20 protein-coding genes and 2 tRNA genes are annotated in these 19,301 nt (G+C 68.6%); 9 read left to right on the forward strand and 13 right to left on the reverse strand.

From position 1 onward, the window contains the following. Window positions 1–9 precede the first annotated feature (9 nt). The gene (locus ACWIGI_RS23940; protein ID WP_454204675.1) at window positions 10–831 is read right to left on the reverse strand and encodes a crotonase/enoyl-CoA hydratase family protein; all 822 of its coding nucleotides are present in this window, start codon (window positions 829–831) and stop codon (window positions 10–12) included. 126 nt (window positions 832–957) lie between these two features. Between ACWIGI_RS23940 and ACWIGI_RS23945 the strand changes: the two genes are divergently transcribed. The 3 genes from ACWIGI_RS23945 to ACWIGI_RS23955 all read left to right on the forward strand — a co-directional run bounded on the left by ACWIGI_RS23945 (window position 958) and on the right by ACWIGI_RS23955 (window position 3,315). Next, complete coding sequence (locus ACWIGI_RS23945; protein WP_454204676.1) at window positions 958–2,562, forward strand: succinic semialdehyde dehydrogenase; 1,605 nt, start codon at window positions 958–960, stop codon at window positions 2,560–2,562. 251 nt (window positions 2,563–2,813) lie between these two features. Further along, window positions 2,814–2,885 (forward strand) — tRNA-Ala (locus ACWIGI_RS23950). 55 nt (window positions 2,886–2,940) lie between these two features. Further along, window positions 2,941–3,315: a hypothetical protein gene (locus ACWIGI_RS23955; RefSeq protein WP_454204677.1), complete on the forward strand. Its 375-nt coding sequence runs from the start codon at window positions 2,941–2,943 to the stop codon at window positions 3,313–3,315. A 6-nt stretch (window positions 3,316–3,321) separates the two neighbouring features. On the opposite strand, the gene ACWIGI_RS23960 is transcribed toward ACWIGI_RS23955, so the two are convergent. The 3 genes from ACWIGI_RS23960 to ACWIGI_RS23970 all read right to left on the reverse strand — a co-directional run bounded on the left by ACWIGI_RS23960 (window position 3,322) and on the right by ACWIGI_RS23970 (window position 6,016). Beyond that, window positions 3,322–4,131 carry an inositol monophosphatase family protein gene (locus tag ACWIGI_RS23960; RefSeq protein ID WP_454204678.1) on the reverse strand — a complete coding sequence of 270 codons (810 nt, stop codon included), beginning with the start codon at window positions 4,129–4,131 and terminating at the stop codon, window positions 3,322–3,324. 220 nt (window positions 4,132–4,351) lie between these two features. Beyond that, window positions 4,352–4,984 carry a hypothetical protein gene (locus ACWIGI_RS23965; RefSeq protein WP_454204679.1) on the reverse strand — a complete coding sequence of 211 codons (633 nt, stop codon included), beginning with the start codon at window positions 4,982–4,984 and terminating at the stop codon, window positions 4,352–4,354. A 108-nt stretch (window positions 4,985–5,092) separates the two neighbouring features. Continuing rightward, window positions 5,093–6,016 (reverse strand): NAD-dependent epimerase/dehydratase family protein, encoded by a 924-nt coding sequence (locus ACWIGI_RS23970; protein ID WP_454204680.1) that lies wholly within the window; start codon window positions 6,014–6,016, stop codon window positions 5,093–5,095. A 272-nt stretch (window positions 6,017–6,288) separates the two neighbouring features. Here ACWIGI_RS23970 and ACWIGI_RS23975 point away from each other — a divergent pair, with 272 nt between their 5' ends. Then, window positions 6,289–6,693 (forward strand): hypothetical protein, encoded by a 405-nt coding sequence (locus ACWIGI_RS23975; protein WP_454204681.1) that lies wholly within the window; start codon window positions 6,289–6,291, stop codon window positions 6,691–6,693. A 93-nt stretch (window positions 6,694–6,786) separates the two neighbouring features. Here ACWIGI_RS23975 and ACWIGI_RS23980 read toward each other — a convergent pair. The 4 genes from ACWIGI_RS23980 to ACWIGI_RS23995 form a co-directional block, all read right to left on the reverse strand. Continuing rightward, window positions 6,787–6,860, reverse strand: a tRNA-Pro gene (locus ACWIGI_RS23980). A 64-nt stretch (window positions 6,861–6,924) separates the two neighbouring features. Next, complete coding sequence (locus ACWIGI_RS23985; protein ID WP_454204682.1) at window positions 6,925–8,052, reverse strand: hypothetical protein; 1,128 nt, start codon at window positions 8,050–8,052, stop codon at window positions 6,925–6,927. A gap of 41 nt (window positions 8,053–8,093) precedes the next feature. Continuing rightward, window positions 8,094–9,203, reverse strand: coding sequence for a hypothetical protein (locus tag ACWIGI_RS23990; RefSeq protein WP_454204683.1), 1,110 nt, complete (start codon window positions 9,201–9,203; stop codon window positions 8,094–8,096). 51 nt (window positions 9,204–9,254) lie between these two features. Beyond that, window positions 9,255–10,217, reverse strand: a complete 963-nt coding sequence (locus tag ACWIGI_RS23995) for a metallophosphoesterase (protein WP_454204684.1) — start codon at window positions 10,215–10,217, stop codon at window positions 9,255–9,257. Window positions 10,218–10,286: 69 nt separating this feature from the next. Between ACWIGI_RS23995 and ACWIGI_RS24000 the strand changes: the two genes are divergently transcribed. Beyond that, complete coding sequence (locus ACWIGI_RS24000; protein WP_454204685.1) at window positions 10,287–10,751, forward strand: GatB/YqeY domain-containing protein; 465 nt, start codon at window positions 10,287–10,289, stop codon at window positions 10,749–10,751. Window positions 10,752–10,856: 105 nt separating this feature from the next. Here the strand turns inward: ACWIGI_RS24000 and ACWIGI_RS24005 are convergent, their stop codons facing one another. Continuing rightward, window positions 10,857–13,223: a penicillin-binding protein gene (locus ACWIGI_RS24005; protein WP_454204686.1), complete on the reverse strand. Its 2,367-nt coding sequence runs from the start codon at window positions 13,221–13,223 to the stop codon at window positions 10,857–10,859. Window positions 13,224–13,523: 300 nt separating this feature from the next. On the opposite strand from ACWIGI_RS24005, the gene ACWIGI_RS24010 reads away from it, so the two are divergent. Next, window positions 13,524–13,847 (forward strand): WhiB family transcriptional regulator, encoded by a 324-nt coding sequence (locus tag ACWIGI_RS24010; protein ID WP_354988375.1) that lies wholly within the window; start codon window positions 13,524–13,526, stop codon window positions 13,845–13,847. 140 nt (window positions 13,848–13,987) lie between these two features. Here the strand turns inward: ACWIGI_RS24010 and ACWIGI_RS24015 are convergent, their stop codons facing one another. Continuing rightward, complete coding sequence (locus ACWIGI_RS24015) at window positions 13,988–15,157, reverse strand: ArsA family ATPase (RefSeq protein WP_454204687.1); 1,170 nt, start codon at window positions 15,155–15,157, stop codon at window positions 13,988–13,990. A 2-nt stretch (window positions 15,158–15,159) separates the two neighbouring features. After that, window positions 15,160–16,179, reverse strand: a complete 1,020-nt coding sequence (locus ACWIGI_RS24020) for an ArsA family ATPase (RefSeq protein WP_454204688.1) — start codon at window positions 16,177–16,179, stop codon at window positions 15,160–15,162. Between the two features lie 169 nt (window positions 16,180–16,348). Here ACWIGI_RS24020 and ACWIGI_RS24025 point away from each other — a divergent pair, with 169 nt between their 5' ends. From ACWIGI_RS24025 to ACWIGI_RS24035, 3 genes are all read left to right on the forward strand, one after another. Continuing rightward, window positions 16,349–16,513, forward strand: a complete 165-nt coding sequence (locus ACWIGI_RS24025) for a hypothetical protein (RefSeq protein WP_354988372.1) — start codon at window positions 16,349–16,351, stop codon at window positions 16,511–16,513. Beyond that, entirely contained in the window at window positions 16,510–16,980 is a 471-nt protein-coding gene (locus ACWIGI_RS24030; RefSeq protein ID WP_454204689.1) for a RidA family protein, read from the forward strand. Before ACWIGI_RS24025 ends, ACWIGI_RS24030 begins: the two co-directional genes overlap by 4 nt. Window positions 16,981–17,100: 120 nt before the next feature. Continuing rightward, window positions 17,101–17,910, forward strand: a complete 810-nt coding sequence (locus ACWIGI_RS24035) for an MBL fold metallo-hydrolase (protein ID WP_454204690.1) — start codon at window positions 17,101–17,103, stop codon at window positions 17,908–17,910. 181 nt (window positions 17,911–18,091) lie between these two features. Here the strand turns inward: ACWIGI_RS24035 and ACWIGI_RS24040 are convergent, their stop codons facing one another. Next, the gene (locus ACWIGI_RS24040; protein ID WP_019044571.1) at window positions 18,092–18,766 is read right to left on the reverse strand and encodes a Crp/Fnr family transcriptional regulator; all 675 of its coding nucleotides are present in this window, start codon (window positions 18,764–18,766) and stop codon (window positions 18,092–18,094) included. 291 nt (window positions 18,767–19,057) lie between these two features. Next, window positions 19,058–19,300 (reverse strand): hypothetical protein, encoded by a 243-nt coding sequence (locus tag ACWIGI_RS24045; RefSeq protein ID WP_354988369.1) that lies wholly within the window; start codon window positions 19,298–19,300, stop codon window positions 19,058–19,060. Window position 19,301: the final 1 nt, after the last annotated feature.

Consider the following 19,301-nt stretch of genomic DNA (forward strand, 5'->3'; position numbering starts at 1 on the left):
CCAAAGTTCTTACTGGCCGGTGAAATTGGGCTTGCGCTTCTCGGCGAAGGCGCGCGGGCCCTCCTTGGCGTCCTGGCTGCGGAAGACCGGCAGTCCGACCTTGGCGTCGATCTTGAACGCCTCTTCCTCGTGCATGCCCTCGGTGTCGCGGATGACCTTCAGGATGGCCTGCACCGCGAGCGGGCCGTTGTTGTTGATCAGCTCGGCGATCTCGAGGGCCTTGTCCAGCGCGGTGCCGTCCGGCACCACGTGGCCGATCAGGCCGAAGCCCAGCGCCTCGGCGGCGGTGATGTGCCGGCCGGTCAGCAGCAGCTCGGCGGCCACGGTGTACGGGATCTGGCGCGGCAGCCGCACGGCCGAGCCGCCCATCGGGAACAGGCTCCACTTCGCTTCGGAGATACCGAATTTGGCGCTCTCGCCGGCGATGCGGATGTCGGTGCCCTGCAGGATCTCGGTGCCGCCGGCGATGGCGGGACCCTCGACCGCGGCGATGAGCGGCTTGCTCAGGCGGTAGCCCTTGAGCAGGCCCGGCATGCGGGTGGGATCGAAGGCGCTGCCGGCCGCCATGCCCGCGCTCGGATCGTTCTTGGCCATGTTCTTCAGGTCCGCGCCTGCGCAGAACGAGCCGCCCGCACCGGTCAGCACGCAGGAGCGGATCTCCGGATCGCTGTCGACGCGCTCCCACGCCGCTGTCATGATGGCGAGCATCTCGCCGGTGAGAGCGTTGCGGGCGCTGGGGCGGTTCATGGTGACGATGAGCGTCGCCCCGCGCTTCTCCACGAGAGCATGAGGCTCGGTATTGCTACTTGTTTCAGCAGTGGCTGTCGTCATCGCCGACCTTTCTTTCCGCAGATTCGGGGACGAAACTACCCCGCGCCGTTGTCCTGAACAATAACGTGTTCTAGTTTGAATCATGGGTGACCGCCGTCACGGGCGGCAAGTTATGGAGAGAACGCCATGAGCACAACGAGCACGCAGCGCGGCTCCCGGGCCAAGCTGCCCCCACGCGTCACGGAATCCCTGGTCAACCGGCTCACCGCCATGGTTACCGCGGGCAAGGCGGGCGACGCCCGCGATCCGTACGACATGATCGAGGTCTACACCGGAGACATCGTCGGGCAGCTGCCGCAGTCCTCGCCCGAGGACGTGCAGCTCGCGGTCGAGACCGCGCGCGCCGCCCAGGCCGAATGGGCCCGCCGGCCGCTCGAGCAGCGGCTCGAGGTGTTCGAACGCGCACACGAACTCATCCTCTCCGAGATCGAGACCATCGCCGATCTGATTCAGATCGGCTGCGGTAAGGCTCGTCGCATGGCCATCGAAGAGGCGTGCGACACCCCGATGGTCATCGCGCACTACCTCAAGACCGCGAAGAAGACCCTGCGCTCCCGCAAGCGCAGCGGGCCCATGCCGGTCATCACCAGCTCCACCGAGGAACACCGGCCCAAGGGCGTCGTCGCGGTCATCGCGCCGTGGAACTTCCCCTTCGCCATCTCCATGTCCGATTCCGCCCCGGCGCTCATGGCGGGCAACGGCCTGGTGCTCAAGCCGGACAACAAGACCGCGCTGTGCACGCTGTTCGGCATCGAACTGCTGCACAAGGCCGGCCTGCCGCGCGGGCTGGTTCAGGTCGTGTGCGGCGGTGGGCCCGACGTCGGGCCGACGATCATCGACAACGTCGACTTCGTCATGTTCACCGGCTCCACCAACACCGGTCGCACCATCGGCGCGCAGGCCGGGCAGAACCTCATCGGCTGCTCGCTCGAACTCGGCGGCAAGAACCCGATGCTGGTGCTCGACGACGTGAACCTCGACGAGTGCATCCCCAGCGCCACCTTCGCGGTGTTCGGCAACACCGGGCAGGCGTGCATGCACATCGAGCGAATCTACGTGCAGGACAAGGTGTACGACGAGTTCGTGCGCCGCTTCGTCGCCGCGGCCGAAGAACTGGGCGCCAAGGCGGGCGCCACCTACGACTTCGATCCCGAAATCGGTTCGCTCGTCTCGGTCGAGCACATGGAGCGGGTCTCCGCGCACGTCGAGGAGGCCCGCGAGAAGGGCGCGACCATCGTCACCGGCGGCAAGCCCCGGCCCGACATCGGCCCCGCGTTCTACGAGCCGACCGTGCTCACCGGCGTCACCCCCGACATGTCGCTGGCCACCCTCGAGACCTTCGGGCCGGTGGTGTCGATCTACAAGTTCGGTAGTGACGAAGAGGGCATTCGCCTGGCCAACGACACCGCGTACGGGCTCAACGCCAGTGTGTGGGCGGGGGATCTGGAGCGGGCCGGGCGCATCGCGAACAAGATCGACTCCGGCGCGATCAACATCAACGACGGCTTCGTGACCACCTACGCGGCCAAGGGCACACCCTCGGGCGGGGTCAAGGCGTCCGGCGTGGGCACCCGGCACGGTGCCGCGGGGATTCTCAAGTACACCGACACGATCAACATCGGCGTGCAGAAGAAGCAGATCCTGGCCGCGCGCGCGGGCATGCCGTACGAGAAGCAGCTCAAGAGCACGTTGATGACACTGCGGCTGATGAAGCGCCTGCATCTGGGCTGAGAACCCTGTCTCGAACAGCGACCCCGCCGCCGGAATCGGTTGCGGGGTCGGTTGTTTCGCCGGGACGCGCTCAAGGACACTGTGCGGTCACCATCAACTGTCCCGCGCTGATGATGTGGCCTGGCGCCCCGCTCACCGCCCACGCCCACCACCTCGGCGCAGCTCGCCTCGGCCCGCCGCCGTCTGAGCTGCCACCCGGCACCGGAATTCAGTGGCCCCGCCCAGCCCCTCCCACTACGGTTCTCACGGGGCGTGGAGTAGCTCAGTTGGTAGAGCTCTCATCTGCAATGTGACGGTCGCGGGTTCGATCCCCGCCTCCACGCCCCCCGAACTTCCGGGCCGCCCGTGCCGGCCGCAGCAGATCAGAGACGGATCCCGATGTCGCGCAAGAGCCCCCAGGAGAAGAAGGCCCTCTCGTACGCCCGCGACCGCCGCAACACCTACGGCGAGAACGACAAGAGCTCCCGCAAGAACATCGCGCGCAACAAACGCGTCCCCAACCGCGCCGACCGCCGCCGCGAAACCCAGCAGTTGGCGACGGCGACCGGCCCGCTCTCCCTCGATGCCGCCGCCGTAGCCGACCTGTCCCTGACCACGACGATGTCCATGTGGGTCACCCGGAGTTGGCGCAAGTCCCCCGACACGCCCTTGGGTGAGGTGGTCACTTGGCGCCTCACCCGCCGGGTCGAGAAGGGCATGAACACCCCCGCCGCCACCTCCGCCCGCGTCGCACGGGTGGCCCGGAACCGCTGAGCCTGTTCAGGACCGGCTGGGGGTCGGCTCGATGAGCTTCAATAGGTGGGCGGAAACCGCCGGGGTTGCCGCCACCGTGTCGGCAGACGCGAAAGAGTGTGCAGCGCCGCCGAAGTCGGTGACTATCGCTCCGGCCTCGCGGGCTATCAGTACCCCGGCCGCGGTGTCCCACGGTTTGTTCGATGAGATGACGCAGGCGTCGGTTCGCCCCTCGGCAACCCATGCGAGATCGAGCGCCGCCGTCCCGAACATTCGGACTCGTTCGACCGACTCGGCGAGGCGTGCGGTGAGCGCGATCCGCCGCGCGTTCCTGTCGGACGAGCCCGCACCTGTTGCGTAATCGCCGAGTGAGACAATGGAATTGCTCAGTTCGATGGTGTCGCTGACTCGAATCCTGCGGTCGTTGCAGTACGCGCCACCGCCGCTCGCGGCGTAGTACTCCAGGTCCAGGAACGGTGCCACGATCACGCCGATCGTCGACGCCCCGGCCTGGGCGAGCGCCAGCGAGACCGCCGAAAGCGGCAGTCCATGAATGAAATTCGAGGTCCCGTCGATCGGGTCCAGAATCCAGACGGCTTCGGATCGTTCCGGGTCCCCGCCGCCAGTGCCGGACTCTTCCCCCAGAAAGTCGATATGCGGCGTGGCCTCGGCGAGGTAGTCCCGTATCGCCCGCTGAATCCGGCGGTCGACCTCCGTGACGAAGTCCCGGTCCCCCTTCTTCTCAACCCGCCCCGGCGCCGAGGTCCGCAGGAGTTCGGCCCCGATATCCGCTGCCCGCCTGGCGATCTCGAGCAGCCCGCTCGCGTCCACGCTCATTCGTCGACGATGTCCTTCCCGCTCACCCACATGGCCTCGAAGACCTGTGTGAAGGTATCGAAGATCCCCGGCTGATCACTTCGCCGGGCGACGAGGGTCGGGGACTCGACTCCCCGGGCGCTCGGCTGGCACGTTGATGGCCGAGCCGGTTTCGGGTTAGGCATCTGGTATCCGAATCCGCTCTCGCGGGCATTCGCGCGTGAAAGTCGTCGCGTGCTCACTAGGGCCAGGCGAAGGTTTCGGTCACCCGCATGTTGTCGGGGTCGAAGGTCGTGGTGAAGGGTGGCCGGTCGGGGTAGTAGGTGATGCTGATCGTCGTGGGGGTGGGGAAACTGACTTCGGGGCAGTTGGAATCGACGCGGTGCCAGACCAGGACCTCGCGGGCGAAGAGGCCGCCGGGCTCGCGGAGCCAGACCCGGCAGGACGGGTCGATCGAGTTCCAGTAGGTCTCGGTGACCGCGTGGACGCGGCCGTCGGGGCTGGGCTGGACAGACGTGACCTGGGTCGGGCCATCGTCGAATCCGGACATGATCAGCACCGCTGGCCACAGGAGCAGGGTCGGGAGGCCGAGAAGGGCGGCGGCGGTCAGCCACACCGGTTTGCGAGTGGGAGCCAGGCGTGGAGCAAAACCCACGAGAAGGGCGAAAGACGCTGTCCAGCAGACCGGTAAGAGCCACGGCGAGAAGCGACTCAGCCGATAGAACTGGTCGTTCCTGAACGCGACCGCGGCGATTCCCGCCGCGAAGAGCAGCAGAACGGCGAGGATCCAGATGGTCCGCTGCCAGCGCGGTGTCGGCGAATCGGGGCTCGGTTCCGGTGCGGAAACCACCTCTCCGGTCGGCTCTTTCGTCAACGGACGCCCCACCTCACGAACCTCGGGCCGGGCCCTCCCGGCCCGGGTATCGGCAATCCTATCGGCCGGCGAGCGCCTCGAGCAGCGCTGCGCGCTTCTCCCCGGCAGTCAGGATCGCACCGCGCTCGCACCGGCCGCCATGCCCTCGCGGTAGGTCGGGTAGGTCGGAGCCCAGCCGAGATCGGCGCGGGCCTTGGCGTTGGAGGCGCGCAGGGTCGTGTCGAGCATCAGGGGGCCGAAATAGGGGACCATGCGGCGCAGGAGGGCGCCGGGGAGGCGGATGGGGCGGGCGGTGGGGCGGGCCGCGGTGGCCAGGTCCAGCCAGGTGGCGGGGGAGTCGTCGACGACGTTGTAGGCGTGGCCGGGGGTGGCGTGTTCGAGGGCGGCGACCGTCGCCGTGGCGGCGTCGTGCACGTGGATCCAGGAGACGGTCCCGCCGCCGCGCCACGGGACCGGGGTGGGGCGGGCGCCGGGGGTGGGGTCGAACCAGGTGCCGGGGCCGTAGAAGAGGCCGTAGCGCAGGGCGATTCCCTCGACGCGGGGGTTGCCGAACACCTGGGACTCGGTGGAGTCGAGGCCGGCTATCACCGGGTCGGCGGCATTGCCATGGGCGACGGCGAAGGGGTCGGCCTCGGTCAGCACGCGATCCCCGTGGTCGGTGTAGCCGTAGCCGAGTGCCATCGACTGCGTGAGGAAGCGGTGCGCGCCAACGACTTCGGCGGCCTCCAGCAGGTGGGTGGTGCCGACCGTGCGCAGCAGGGTGCTGGGATCGTTCGCGTCCAGGGTGCGCTTGGGCTTGGTCAGCGCCGTGAGCTGATGGATGACCGCGTCCGCCCGCACATCCGCCACCGCCCGCAGCAGCCCGTCCCGGTCCATGGCATCGGCCCGGACGGCCCGCGCCCCCAAACCCGCTGCGGCGCGCGCGGTCTGCTCGCTGCGCGCCAGCGCGAGCACCTCGTGCCCCGCTGCCACCAGGGCCCGGGTCAGCGGCCGCCCGATCGCGCCGGTAGCTCCCGCCAGCAGCACTCGCATGCCGCACCTCCTCGTATCGCCGTGTCGATGACGAAACCTAGACGGTTGGGCCACCCGAAACGTGACAGCCCGGGACTGTGATCCGGCTCTCGCGCCGGACCGGGATCGACCGGTCGCCGGGGAGGCTCGCGCGCAGGGCTCGGACAGTCGGTAGCTCGAACCCCGGCGCCTCCGAATCGGTCATCAAATCTGTTGCACCGCAATCTGACCCAGAAAGAACACCGATCACGATTCGATCTTGTTCTGTCGGTCCGCCGTGTCAGAATGCAGCCATGTCGAGTGTTGGAAGGGGAGCCATCGCCATCGCCGCGATGGGCACTCTCAGTACTGTTCTTTTCAGCGGTCACGCGACCGCCGCACCGATCGAGGCGCCGCAGCTGTCGTTCGAAGCCACCGCGGCCGACCAGATCACGGCCACCATCCACAACCCGAACGGCTCGGGAGTCTGCTGGGCCGTCATCGCCCTCGATGGCTCGGTGCACGAGTTCACCGAACACGACCCGTCCGGCATGGCGGGCCCCGGCCAGACCATCAAGCCCGTCCGCTCCGGCCTGGCACCCGGCACCTATCAGCTGACCGGCTTCTGCGGCACCACCAAGAACAGTTGGGATCAGGTGAAAGGCAAGGACTACTCGGTGACCGTCGGCGCCACCAAGCCGAGCACCGGCTCGTTCTGATCCGCGAGCAGCACCCGGCTCTCCTAGCGGTCCCGGACAAGCGAAAAGGCCCTGACCAATGGTCAGGGCCTTTCCTGTGTCTCAACCAACACGTCGGGGTGACAGGATTTGAACCTGCGACCTCTTCGTCCCGAACGAAGCGCGCTACCAAGCTGCGCCACACCCCGTGAGGCGAACCTGCAGTAGCTTAACCGATGGGTGGGGTTGATGCTAAATCGGGTGGTCAGGGGGCTAAAACAGGCGGAGGGTGGCGAGTAGGCGGCGGGCGAAGTCGCGGGTCACGGCGCGGTCCACGCCGGTGTCGGCGCCGATCGCCAGCACCAGGGCGCCCTCGTCGCCGCCGGAGACCGCGAACGTGTGCACGGCGAACGTCTTGGCGCAGGTCGCGTCGGCCGCGGTGAAGGTGCCGGTCGTCTCCAGGTAGACCCCGTGCAGCGAATGATCGGCGGAATCGAACGGCTCGGCGACGCCCGGAACGATGGAAGTGTTTGTGGTCCAGCCGATCCGGGCCATCCGGGTCGCGATGTCGGCGGCCGCCGCCGCGGTGTCCGCGATCTTCGTCTGGGTCAGGAACATCTGGGTGCGGACGTTGTCGGTGCAGTAGCCCGAGCCCTCGTAGGCCAGCCCCGCCACCGGCACCGAATCGGTGGCCGAATTCATACTCGAGTGGCTGGTGTCGACGGTCCAGTCCGCCGGAACGTCCCAGGCCGTCCGCAGATCGTTCGGCACCACCACCTGATACCCGGCGATGACCGGGTCGGGCACGGCACTCGTCGTCGTCGTGGTCGTGCGGGAGGTGGTGGTCGGGGCGGCGGTCGTCGTCCCGAGCCCCTGCCCGCCGGACTCGCGGGTCACGACGACGAACGAGATCACCGCCACCAGCGCCACCACGAGCGCCCCGACACCGGCGTAGATCCAGACGCGCGCGTTCGACGGCGGCCGGCCGGAACCGTAGGGCGGCTGCGGATTTCGGAACTGCGAATACGAATTCGGGCCCGTCGCATACGGTCCCGGGCCGATCGGAACGCCCGGACCGGTCGGATAGCGCGGCGGCGGCGCGCCCACCGCCGGATTCGGTCCCGTCCGAACGGGATCGGGCCGCCCCGTCGCGTACGGACGCCGCGGCGGACCGGTGTCCGGCGGCGGCACGAACGGCTGCTGCGTGGTCGGCTCGGCCCGCCGCGCCGGACCCGGGCTCGGCGCCGGCGGCGGTGGGGGAGGCGGCGGCACCGCGTCGCGCGCGGGCGGCACCGTATGCGGCGACTCCCACCGTGACCCCGGAGCCGGTGGCCCCTGCCACCAATCCGCCTGCACGTCGGTCCGGTCCGGATCACTCCGGTCCCGTTCGTCACCGGTCATCGTCGGACCCCCTGTCGGACGAGTGCCGCCCGGCCCGCCCGCTAGATCGGGCGGATCGAGGCGAGCAGTTTCTTCGCCATCGTCGTATCCACCGCGTCCGCCACCCCGGTATCGGCCGCGATGGTGAACACGAACGCGCCCTCCTCGCCGGGGAAGGCGAAGGTGTAGACGGTGAAGGTCGAGGCACAGCCCGCGGTCTGCACCGGCGCGCTGCCCTTGAACTCCTGGTAGATGCCGGACAGCGAGCCATCCGACGACGAGAACGCCTCGGCCGCACCGGGAGTCGCGCCGGTGGTGGTCGGCCAGCCGATGCGGCTCAGCTTCATGCCGATGTCCGCGGCGGCCGCGCCCGGATCGGTCTCCTCCGACTGACTCAGGAAGATGTTGGTGCGCACGTAATCCGGGCAGTAGTCGACGCCGTCCTGCGCCAGCCCCGCCATCGGAATCTGATCCGCGCCCGCGCCGATCGTGGACTGCGCGGTCCGATCGACCGCCCAGCTCTTCGGAATGTCGTACGCCGCACCGTTATCCGGAATCGACACCACCTGGTAGCCGGGGATCACCGCCGACGGCGCACCCGCCTTGGTCGTCGTGGACTTGGGCGCGGTCGGCTTGGCCGACGGTGAATTCTCGGTGGTCAGCGCGCTGATCAGCGAGGGCGTCGTCTTGGACTGCGCCGAGGGCTCGTCCGAACTCCCGTTCACCAGCACCACCGTCACCACCGCGCCGATGACCGCCACCACCAGCACACCGATGCCCGCGAACAGCCAGCCCTTGTTACCGCCCCCGCCGGGCGGCGCACCGTACGGCGGCTGCTGCGGCGGTTGCTGCCCGTACCCCGGCTGCCCGTAGGCGGGCTGCTGCCCGTACTGCGGACCGTAGGCCGGCTGCGCCGGAGCCGACTGGTACGGCTGCTGCCCCGAATACGGCTGCTGCTGATACGGATCGGGCCCCGGCCCGTACTGCTGCCCACCCGGGAACGGCGTCGTCGGCTGCGCTACCCACGTCGGATCCGCCTGCTGCGCACCGGGATTGCTGCCCGATGGCGGATTCTGCTGCCACGGCGAATCCGCCGCTGGCGTACCCTGCCACCAGTTCGGATCCGGCCCGCCGGCGGCCGGATCATCGGTGCGGTCATTACCACTGGTCACGGTTTGTCCCCGTCCTCGACTACATACCGCGTTGTATATCGCTGTAAACGCCTATCGCGCGACAGCCTCCGGCGCGGTACGCCCGCGGCCCGACTCCGAGACGGGCTTCTTGGGCGGCGCGCTGACCAGGGTCACCAGCGTGGCCTCCGGACGGCAGCAGAAACGGTACGGCGCCCACGGCGAGGTGCCCAGGCCGGCCGAGACGTGCAGCCGCATGTGGGCGCCCCACTTCGACGGCCCCTTCACCCGCGCCCGGTCGATCCCGCAGTTGGTGACCAGCGCGCCGAACCCCGGCAGCACCAACTGGCCGCCGTGCGTGTGCCCGGCCATGACCAGGTCGTATCCGTCGGCCGCGAACCGATCCAGCACCCGTGGCTCGGGGGAGTGCGTGAGCCCGATGCTCAAGTCCGCCAGCGGATTCGGCGCCCCGGCCACGGTGTCGTAGCGATCGCGCCGCAAATGCGGATCGTCCACGCCCGCGGTCGAGATCCGCACCCCGGACACCTCGATGTCGCGGCGCACGTGGGTCAGGTCCAGCCAGCCCCGCTCGGTGAACGCGGCCCGCATGTCCTGCCAGGGCAGCGGATCGCCCAGGACCCGCTTGTGGTCCTTCTTGAAGTACTTGAGCGGGTTCTTCGGCACCGGCGCGAAGTAGTCGTTGGACCCGAACACGAACAGCCCCGGCCGGCCCAGCAGCCCGCCGAGCGCCTGCACCACCGCGGGCACCGACTTCATGTGCGAGAGGTTGTCGCCGGTGTTCACCACCAGATCCGGCTCCAGCCGGTCCAGTTCGCGCAACCACGCCTGTTTCAGCTTCTGACCCGGCATCATGTGCAGGTCGGAGATGTGCAGCACACGAAGCGACGGCTTACCCGGTTCCAGTACCGGCAGCGTCGCCTCACGCAGGGTGAAGGCGTTGCGCTCGATGAGCGTCGCGTAACCGATTCCGGCGACGGCGGTCCCCGCGGCGCCCAGGGCGGTACGGCGAAGGGTGGCGGTCGAGATGACGGGCATTTGCCCAGAATAGGCGACCCGCAGAAAATGCGTACAGCGTCGCGGGTGTTCAGCGGTACCGTGGCGGCCATGTCGGAACTCAAATCCAAGCTGCGGGCCGATCTCACCACCGCGATGAAGGCCAAGGACGCACTGCGCCTGAACACCGTGCGCATGCTGCTGGCCGCCATCCAGACCGCCGAGGTCGCGGGTTCGCAGGCGCGGGAACTGTCCGATACCGAGGTGCTCGCGGTCCTGGCCAAGGAGGCCAAGAAGCGCAACGAGGCCGCCGTCGTCTACGAGCAGGCCGGGCGTGGTGAACTCGCCGCCAACGAGCGCGCCGAAGAGGCCGTCATCGACGAGTACCTGCCCACCCAGCTGACCGAGGCCGAGGTCGCCGACATCGCCGACACCGCCATCGCGCAGGTCGCCGAGGAGAACGGCGAGCGCCCGGGCATGCGCCAGATGGGCCAGGTCATGAAGATCGCCACCGCGCTCGCCGCGGGCCGCGCCGACGGCTCCCGCGTCTCCAAGGCCGTGAAGGACCGGCTGTGAGCGGCATCCGCGCCTGAGGGCGCGTGCACGACAGAGGCCCCTCGCCGGACAGGCGAGGGGCCTCTGATCGTCAGGGACCGGATCGTTCGCGGACGATCGTTCCGATCAGCGGGGGATCGGGATCGGGATGGGGATCGGCGGCAGGCGCGGAATGGTTATCCCGGGCAATCCGGGCACCGACGGCGCCGGTTCGTCCGGTTGCGGCGCCGGCCGCATGGTCCCGTCGCTGACGTAGATGGTGATCACCGAACCCGGGATCGCCGACCCGTCCGGCGACATGCTCACCACCGTGCCCTTCCCGGCGCCCGGCGCCGAGGCCACCGACACCTGGAAGCCCGCCGCGATCAGCTTCGCGTTCGCCTCGCCCTGCTGCAGGCCGATGACGTCCGGAATCTGGGCGTTGTTCGACCCGCGCACGTACTTGTCGTCCAGCGGCGGCAGGCCCGGCGGCGGGAACTTGCCGAGCACGTCCCGGACCGCGCTCAGCCACGACCGAGCGGGCTCGTTACCGCCGAACAGGTCACCGCTGCCGCAGTTCCGCAGCGGGAACGAGCAGATCTCGCCCGGCGTCGGGCTGTCACCGTAGATGTAGGCCGAACCGGCCAGCGAGTTGGTGAACGCCAGGAACGCCGAGGACCGGTGGCTCTCGGTGGTACCCGTCTTGGCCGACAGCGGCGCGTTCCAGTTCACGGCCCGGGCCGCGCCCGCCGCCGTGCCGCTGATGTCGTCCTTGCTCATGGCGTTGGCCAGGGTGTTGGCCAGACCCGGCTCGACGACCTGCTCGCACGCCTGCTGCGTGAGCGGCACGTTCTTGCCGCCGCGGTCGACGACCTCGCGGATCGGGGTCGGCGGGCACCACTTGCCGCCGGAGGCGATGGTCGCCGCCACGTTCGACAGCTCCAGCGGATTGATCGCGACCGGGCCCAGGGTGAACGAGCCCAGGTTCTGTTCCTTGATCATGTCCGCGAGGCTCTGGTTGCCGTGGCCCGAGGTGCCGGGCTGGGTGTAGGACCGCATGCCCAGGCGCACGGCCATATCGACGGTCGGGGCCACTCCGACATCGCGAATCAGCTTGACGAACGCGGTGTTCGGGGAGGTGGCCAGCGCCTCGGTCACCGACATCGGCGACTTGTACTTGCCCGCGTTCTCGACGCAGTAGGTCGCCGGCGGGCAGCCCTTGGCGCCACCGTTGCCCAGGCCCTGCGCCTCGAAGCGGCCGGGCACGTCCAGCTGGGCGTTGATGCCCAGGCCCTTCTCCATGGCCGCGGCCGTGGTGAAGAGCTTGAAGATCGAGCCCGCGCCGTCGCCGACCAGCGAATACGGCTGCGGCTGCACGGTCTGGTTGGCGTTGCCGTCCAGGCCGTAGGTGCGACTGGAGACCATGGCGAGCAGCGGATGCGCGTCCTGTCCGGGGCTCACGATGTTCATGACCTCGGCGATGTCACCCAGATTCGGGTCGGCGTGCGCCACCACGGCCGCCTTGGCGGCGTTCTGGACGTCGGGGTCCAGCGTGGTGCGGATCAGGTAGCCGCCCTTGTCGATCTGATCGCGGCTGATGCCCGCGTTGGCCAGGTACTGCAGCGCGTAGTCGCAGAAGAATCCGCGATCCTGCGCCGCGATGCAGCCGCGCGGCAGGCCCTTGGGCTCGGGCAGCACGCCCAGCGGCTCGGACTTGGCCGCGCGGAACGTGTCGGCCTGATTCGGGACGTTCTGGATCAGGGTGTCCAGCACGGTGTTCCGGCGCTCGAGCACGCCCTTGGGGTTGGTGTACGGGTTCAGCTTGGAGCTGGACTGCACCATGCCCGCGAGCATGGCCGACTGCACGATGTTGAGGTTCTTGGCGTCGATGCCGAAGTAGGTCTGCGCGGCGTCCTGGATCCCGTAGGAGGAGTTGCCGAACGGGACCAGGTTCAGATACCGGGTGAGGATCTCGTCCTTGGTGAGCTCCTTCTCCAGGGTCATCGCCATCCGGATCTCGCGGATCTTGCGGGCGGGGGTGGTCTCGATGGCGGCGCGGCGTTCGGCGTCGGTCTTGGCCACCACGAGCAGCAGGTAGTTCTTCACGTACTGCTGGTCGATGGTGGAACCGCCCTGCTGCACCTCACCGCCGGAGGTGTTGGTCAGGAAGGCGCGGAAGGTGCCCTGCCAGTCGACGCCACCGTGGTCGGCGAAGCGCTTGTCCTCGACCGAGACCAGCGCCAGCTTCATGTCGTTGGAGATCTGGTCGCTGGGCACCTCGAAGCGGCGCTGCTCGTACAGCCACGCGAACGGCGTGCCGTTCACATCGACCATCGTCGACACCGCCGGGACCGTGCCTTCCACCAGTTCGGCGGAGACGTTGTCTACGGCGTCGGCGGCTCGGTTGGAGATATACCCGAAACCGCCGGCCAGAGGGAACAGCAACCCGGCGAGGAGGACGGCTGCCAGCGTGCAACTGCCGGCCAGTCTCGCGAGCGTTCGTGTGATCGGCACGAGCCCTAGCCTAATTGCCCTTTCCGTCGCCCGGCGTCCGCCCGGGACGAGTGTCCATTCGCCGGAAAGGTGCCGACTGACCGGTTTTTGGTGACGAATGCGTGGACGGGCGTACCAGAAAATCTCGGGACGGTCTTGCGCTGGCGACGCCTCATTACCTAGATTGAGAACCCAGTGTGATAGAGCTAACACTCAAAGTGGAATGTGGTGCAGTTCGCAGTGGGGTTGGGTATCTGCGCGCTGCACACGCGATTCTGGAGCGCCGTGACCCGGTGTTCGGACTGCAAAGGGGCACACCAAATGCATATGACTACCCCGATCGCTCGACTGGACGTGGAGCAGGCCGAAGCACGTATTGCCTGGGTTGCCCAGGCCCGATGCAAGGAAGTGGATCCCGACCAGCTTTTCGTGCGTGGCGCAGCGCAGCGCAAAGCGGCCACCATCTGCCGGCACTGCCCGGTCCTGATGGAGTGCGGTGCCGATGCCCTCGACAACCGAGTCGAGTTCGGTGTGTGGGGCGGCATGACCGAACGTCAGCGCCGGGCGCTGCTCAAGCAGCATCCCGAGGTGACCTCCTGGTCCGACTTCTTCCGGGTCCAGAGGACGCAGAAAGTCGCCATGTAACTCGTATCCCCCAAAGCAGAACGGACCGAGCCCGCGATTGCGGGCTCGGTCCGTTTCCGGGGTAAGAACGGGCAAAAACACCTCTTCGGGCACTCAGCTCGTGGTTTGCCAGACCGGTTGACGTAATTTCACGATCACCGTCAGGCCGGGCGTGTCGCGGCGCCCGCCGCGGCCAGCTGATCGGCCACCGCCCGCAGCGCCTCGACGTCGGCGACCTCGAACGGCAGCGCCGTCACCGCCGCGATCGGCACCCGCGGATGCGCGCCGGTGAACCGTTGCAGCAGATGCTGTTCCCGCTTGGCGGTCAGCGCCCGCTGCGCGTGGATGCGCAGCACCGCGGCGGCCAGCGCCGCGGGCGCCTCGGCGTCGTCCTCGGTCGTCCCCTCCGGAGCCAGCCGATCTGCGGCGACCTGGGCCTGCTGCGGCGAGAGCGAGCTCAGCACCGGATGCGTGCGGTTCAGCACCAGTCCGGCCAGCGGCATCTTGTCGGTCGAGAGCCGGTCCACGAAGAACGACGCCTCGCGCAGCGCGTCCGGCTCGGCCGCCGCGACCACGATGAAGTGCGTGCCCGGCCGCGAGAGCATGGCGTAGGTGCGATCCGCGCGATCCTGGAAGCCGCCGAACATGGATTCGAGCGACTGCAGGAACACCGAGGCGTCCTTGAGCAGCTGCCCGCCGACGATGGTCGAGACCCCGCGCAGGGCCAGGCTCATGGCACCGGCGACGAGCTTCCCGACACCGCGGCCCGGGGCCATGATGACCCGGATCATCTTGCCGTTGAGGAAGTTACCCAGGCGCTTGGGCGCGTCCAGGAAGTCCAGGGCGTTGCGGGACGGGGGAGTGTCGACCACGATCAGGTCCCACTCCTTCTTGCTCGCCAGCTGCCCGAGCTTCTCCATCGCCATGTACTCCTGGGTGCCACCGAAGGAGGACGCGACGGTCTGATAGATCGGATTGGCGAAGATCTGCTCCGCCTTGTCCGGGCTGGTGTGCTCGAGCACCATCTCGTCGAAGGTGCGGCGCATGTTCAGCATCATGGCGAACAGCTGACCCTTGGCGCCCTCGGCCAGTTCGACCTGCTGCGGGGTGTTGCCCAGGTCGCTGACCCCGAGCGACTGCGCCAGCCGGCGCGCCGGGTCGATGGTCAGCACCACGACCTTGCGGCCCGCCTCGGCGGCGCGCAGCGCGATGGCGGCGGCGGTGGTCGTCTTGCCGACGCCGCCCGAGCCGCAGCACACCACGATGCGCGCGGTCGGGTCGGCGATGATCCTGTTGATGTCCAGGGGGACGGTGGCAGCCGGAACGATCATGGTCAGCGAACTCCCTGTGCGCTCAAGTGCTCGGCCAGCTCGTAGAGCCCGCCCAGGTCGATGCCGTCGGCCAGCGACGGCAGGTACAACCGGGAAATGTCGACCTGCGCGAGGTCGGCGGCGTTCTCGTCCTGCGCCTGCAGGCGCGCGGAGTGCTCCACGGTCTCCTCGACCAGGCCCTGGAAGTCGGCGTCGGACAGGGTGATTCCGGCCTCGGCGAGCCCGGCGCGCAGCGCGTCGGTGTCGAGCTGGCCCTCGGCGGCCTTGGCCCGCAGCTCGCGCGGCAGCAGGCCCTCGCTGGCGCGGTTCACGATGACGGTGCCGATGTTGAGGTCGTTGGCGGTGAGTTCGGCGACCGCGTCGGCGGTCTCCTGCACCGGCAGCGCCTCCAGCAGGGTCACCAGGTGGATCATGGTCTGCGGCGAGTGCAGGAGCTTGGAGACCCCGTCCGCCTGGGTCTGGATCGGCCCGCCGCCGGCGATCTCCGCCATCGCCTGGGTGACGTCCAGGAAGCTCGCGATCCGGCCCGTGGGCGGCGCGTCGATGACTATTTCGTCATACACCGGTTTACCGGCCTTGTCGGACCGGACCGCGCACTCCTTGATCTTGCCGGTCAGGATGACGTCGCGCAGACCCGGTGCGATGGTGGTGACGAACTCGATCGCGCCGACCCGGCGCATCGCCCGGCCCGCGAAGCCGAGGTTGTAGAACATGTCGAGGTATTCCAGGAAGGCGTGCTCGACGTCCAGGGCCAGCGCCAGCACCTCGCCGCCGCCGTCGGCGGTCGCGATGCGGGTCTCGGTGGGCGGCAGCGGCGGCAGATCGAAGAGCTGGGCGATGGACTGCCTGCCCTCGACCTCGACCAGCAGCACGCGGCGGCCCCCCGCCGCGAGTGCCAGCGCCAGAGCGGCTGCGACGGTGGACTTCCCGGTTCCCCCCTTTCCGGACACATAGTGCAGGCGGGCCTTGTCCGCCCGCTCCGGCCAACCTGCTTCGACCCCCGGCTCAACCGAAACGGGCACTGCTATCGGTACTCCCACGCTCGCGAGCCTATAACCCGTTCCTTGTTCCTGCCCATAAGAGACACCGACTGTCTGATACACCACTCTGGAAAGCGGTATTTCCCGATACCGCACCGAGTCCGGAGGTCCCGGGGTACGAAGCCCGTGCGGCCGGGGCTAATCTCACCGCATGAGTGAGTTGACCGCTTGGGAATACGCGACCGTGCCGCTGTTGACGCATGCCACCAAGGCGATCCTGGATCAGTGGGGCTCCGACGGCTGGGAGCTCGTCTCCGTGCTGCCCGGCCCGACCGGTGAGCAGCACGTCGCCTACCTGAAGCGCCCCAAGAAGTGAGCGCCCCCGCGACCGACTGGGCGGCGAATCTCGACAAGCTCGGGTTCACCATTCCCGCGGTGGCCGCGCCCGTGGCCTCGTACATCCCGGCCATCCGCACCGGCAATCTCGTCTACACCTCCGGCCAGCTGCCGTTCGTGGACGGGCAGCTGACGGTGACCGGCAAGGTCGGCGCCGAGGTCAGCACCGAGCAGGCCGCCGAGGCCGCGCGCCTGTGCGCCCTCAACGCCCTGGCCGCCGTGCACGATCTGGTCGGCCTCGACAACGTCGTGCGGATCGTCAAGGTCGTCGGATTCGTGAACTCCGCACCGGGTTACACCGATCAGCCGGTCGTCATCAACGGCTCGTCGGACTTCCTGGGCGAGGTCTTCGGCGCGGCGGGCGTGCACGCGCGCTCGGCCGTCGGCGTCTCCGAGCTCCCCAAGAACACCCCGGTGGAAGTGGAACTCATCGCCGAAGTGCGGTGAGCTCGCCTGCGGCGCACGTCACCCGTGGCGTGTGCCGCCCGCCAATCCGGTTGGCGCACAATAGAAGCGCAGTGAGACAAAGCATGGACACGCAGCCTCTCCCGCGTTAGGACCGAAGGTATGACCCTCACTCACCCCGCGTACGAGCAACTGCGGCACGTGACCCCGTCCGCCGCCGTCGTGCTGGCCGACAATCCCAGCGGAATGACGTTGCAGGGCACCAACACCTGGCTGCTGCGCGCTCCGGGCCACACCGGCTGGGTGGTGGTGGACCCGGGACCCAAGGACCGCGACCATACCGCCGCGATCGTGCGCGAGACCGGCGGTGACGTCGCGCTGATCCTCATCACGCACGAGCACGCCGATCACACCGGCGGCATCGATCACCTGGTCGAGGCCACCGGAAGTCCGGTGCGCGCCAAGGCTTCCAAGTTCCTGCGCGGCACGGGTACGAACCTGTCGGACGGTGAGGTGATCGAGGCCGCCGGGCTGCGCATCACCGTGCTGGCCACCCCCGGCCACACCGAGGACTCGCTGAGCTTCCTGGTCGACGGCCCGGACGACGCCGACGCCGCCCTGATCACCGGCGACACCGTGCTCGGTTCGGGCACCACCGTGCTCGAATCCCGCGACGACGCCCTGGCCGACTACCTCGAGTCCCTGCGCCGCCTCGCCGAGGCCGCCCCCGGTCGCGTGCTGCTGCCCGCGCACGGCCCGGACCACGCGGACGCGCTGCCGGTCATCGACTACTACATCCGGCATCGCGAGGAGCGCCTGAACCAGGTTCGGGCCGCGCTCGCCGAGCTCGGCCCGGACGCCGGATCGCTGCGCATCGTCGCCAAGGTCTACGCGGACGTCGACAAGCGGCTGTGGCCCGCGGCCCGCAGCTCGGTCAAGGCCCAGCTGGCCTATATCCGCGCTCACGGCTGATTCACTATCTGCGCCCACGGCAGTCCACCCGGTCGGTGGGCCGGAGCGGCCGTGCCTGATCCAGGTCCGCGCGCCGACCGCCGTGCACTCGATCGCCGCGGTCGCAGCCGGTGCGCAAACATGTCTGGACCGGTCGCCAGCTCTGATGGCGACCGGTCCAGAGACGTTGTGCGAGTTGTAGCTACCGCGCGCGGCGGGCCAGGCGCTCCGAGTCGGAGATGAGCACGCTCTTGCCCTCGAGCCGCAGCCAACCGCGGTGCGCGAAGTCGGCCAGGGCCTTGTTCACGGTTTCGCGCGAGGCGCCGACCAGCTGGGCGATCTCTTCCTGGGTCAGGTCGTGGGTCACGCGCAGCGCGCCCGCTTCCTGGGTGCCGAACCGCTGGGCCAGCTGCAGCAGCGCCTTGGCAACGCGACCGGGGACATCGGTGAAGATGAGGTCGGCCAGGTTGTTGTTGGTGCGGCGCAGACGACGGGCGAGGACCCGCAGCAGCTGCTCGGCGATCTCCGGGCGCTGATCGATCCACGCCTTGAGCGCGTCCCGGTCCATGGTGACCGCGCGGACCTCGGTGACGGTGGTGGCCGTCGAGGTGCGCGGGCCCGGATCGAAGATCGACAGCTCACCGAACATGTCCGACGGTCCCATGATGGTCAGCAGGTTCTCACGGCCGTCCGGCGAGCGGCGGCCGATCTTCACCTTGCCGGAGGTGATGATGTAGAGCCGGTCACCGGGCTCACCCTCGTTGAAGATCACGTGACCGCGCGGGAAGTCCACTGGCTGAAGTTGTTTGGCGAGAGCCGCCACCGCGGTGGGCTCGACGCCTTGGAAGATGCCTGCTCTGGCGAGGGCCTCGTCCACGAATGTGCTCCTTATGGGAAATGGCTCTGTCCTCGACCGAAGCGAGTCGGCCGACAGTGCAGTCTACTTTGCAATATGTCCGGGTAGTGATAGACACCACGCGCCGCGCTCATTCTCCGACACGTGGCGTCCGTTTACCGGACGTGCAAAGGCGGTTTTCCGACACGCGAGCTTCAATCTAGCGACACGCCGTCGGCGCGGTGTGAGGAAGATCAGAATACGTGCTGTCGGAATCGCACCGGACACCCGCGGGGAGCGCGGGGGAGCACCGGGGAATCGACGGGATTCGGCTCAGCTGGCCTGGGCCACGTCGAGGCCCTTGGCTGCCGGGCGAGCCCGGCGCGGGCGTGCGGCCGCGGCCGGCAAACCCAGTTTGGTGAGGTCGTTGACCTCGGCATTCGTGGCCCGGTCCAGGTACTGCTGAACCTCCGGGTCGGGTTCGAGGAGCTTGCGCAGCCGGTTCTCGACCCGTTCCATCACCAGTGCGAACAGCATCAGCGCTATCGGAAACAGCACCACGGCGAGTCCTTGCATA

This window comes from Nocardia sp. NPDC055321 (assembly GCF_053645575.1).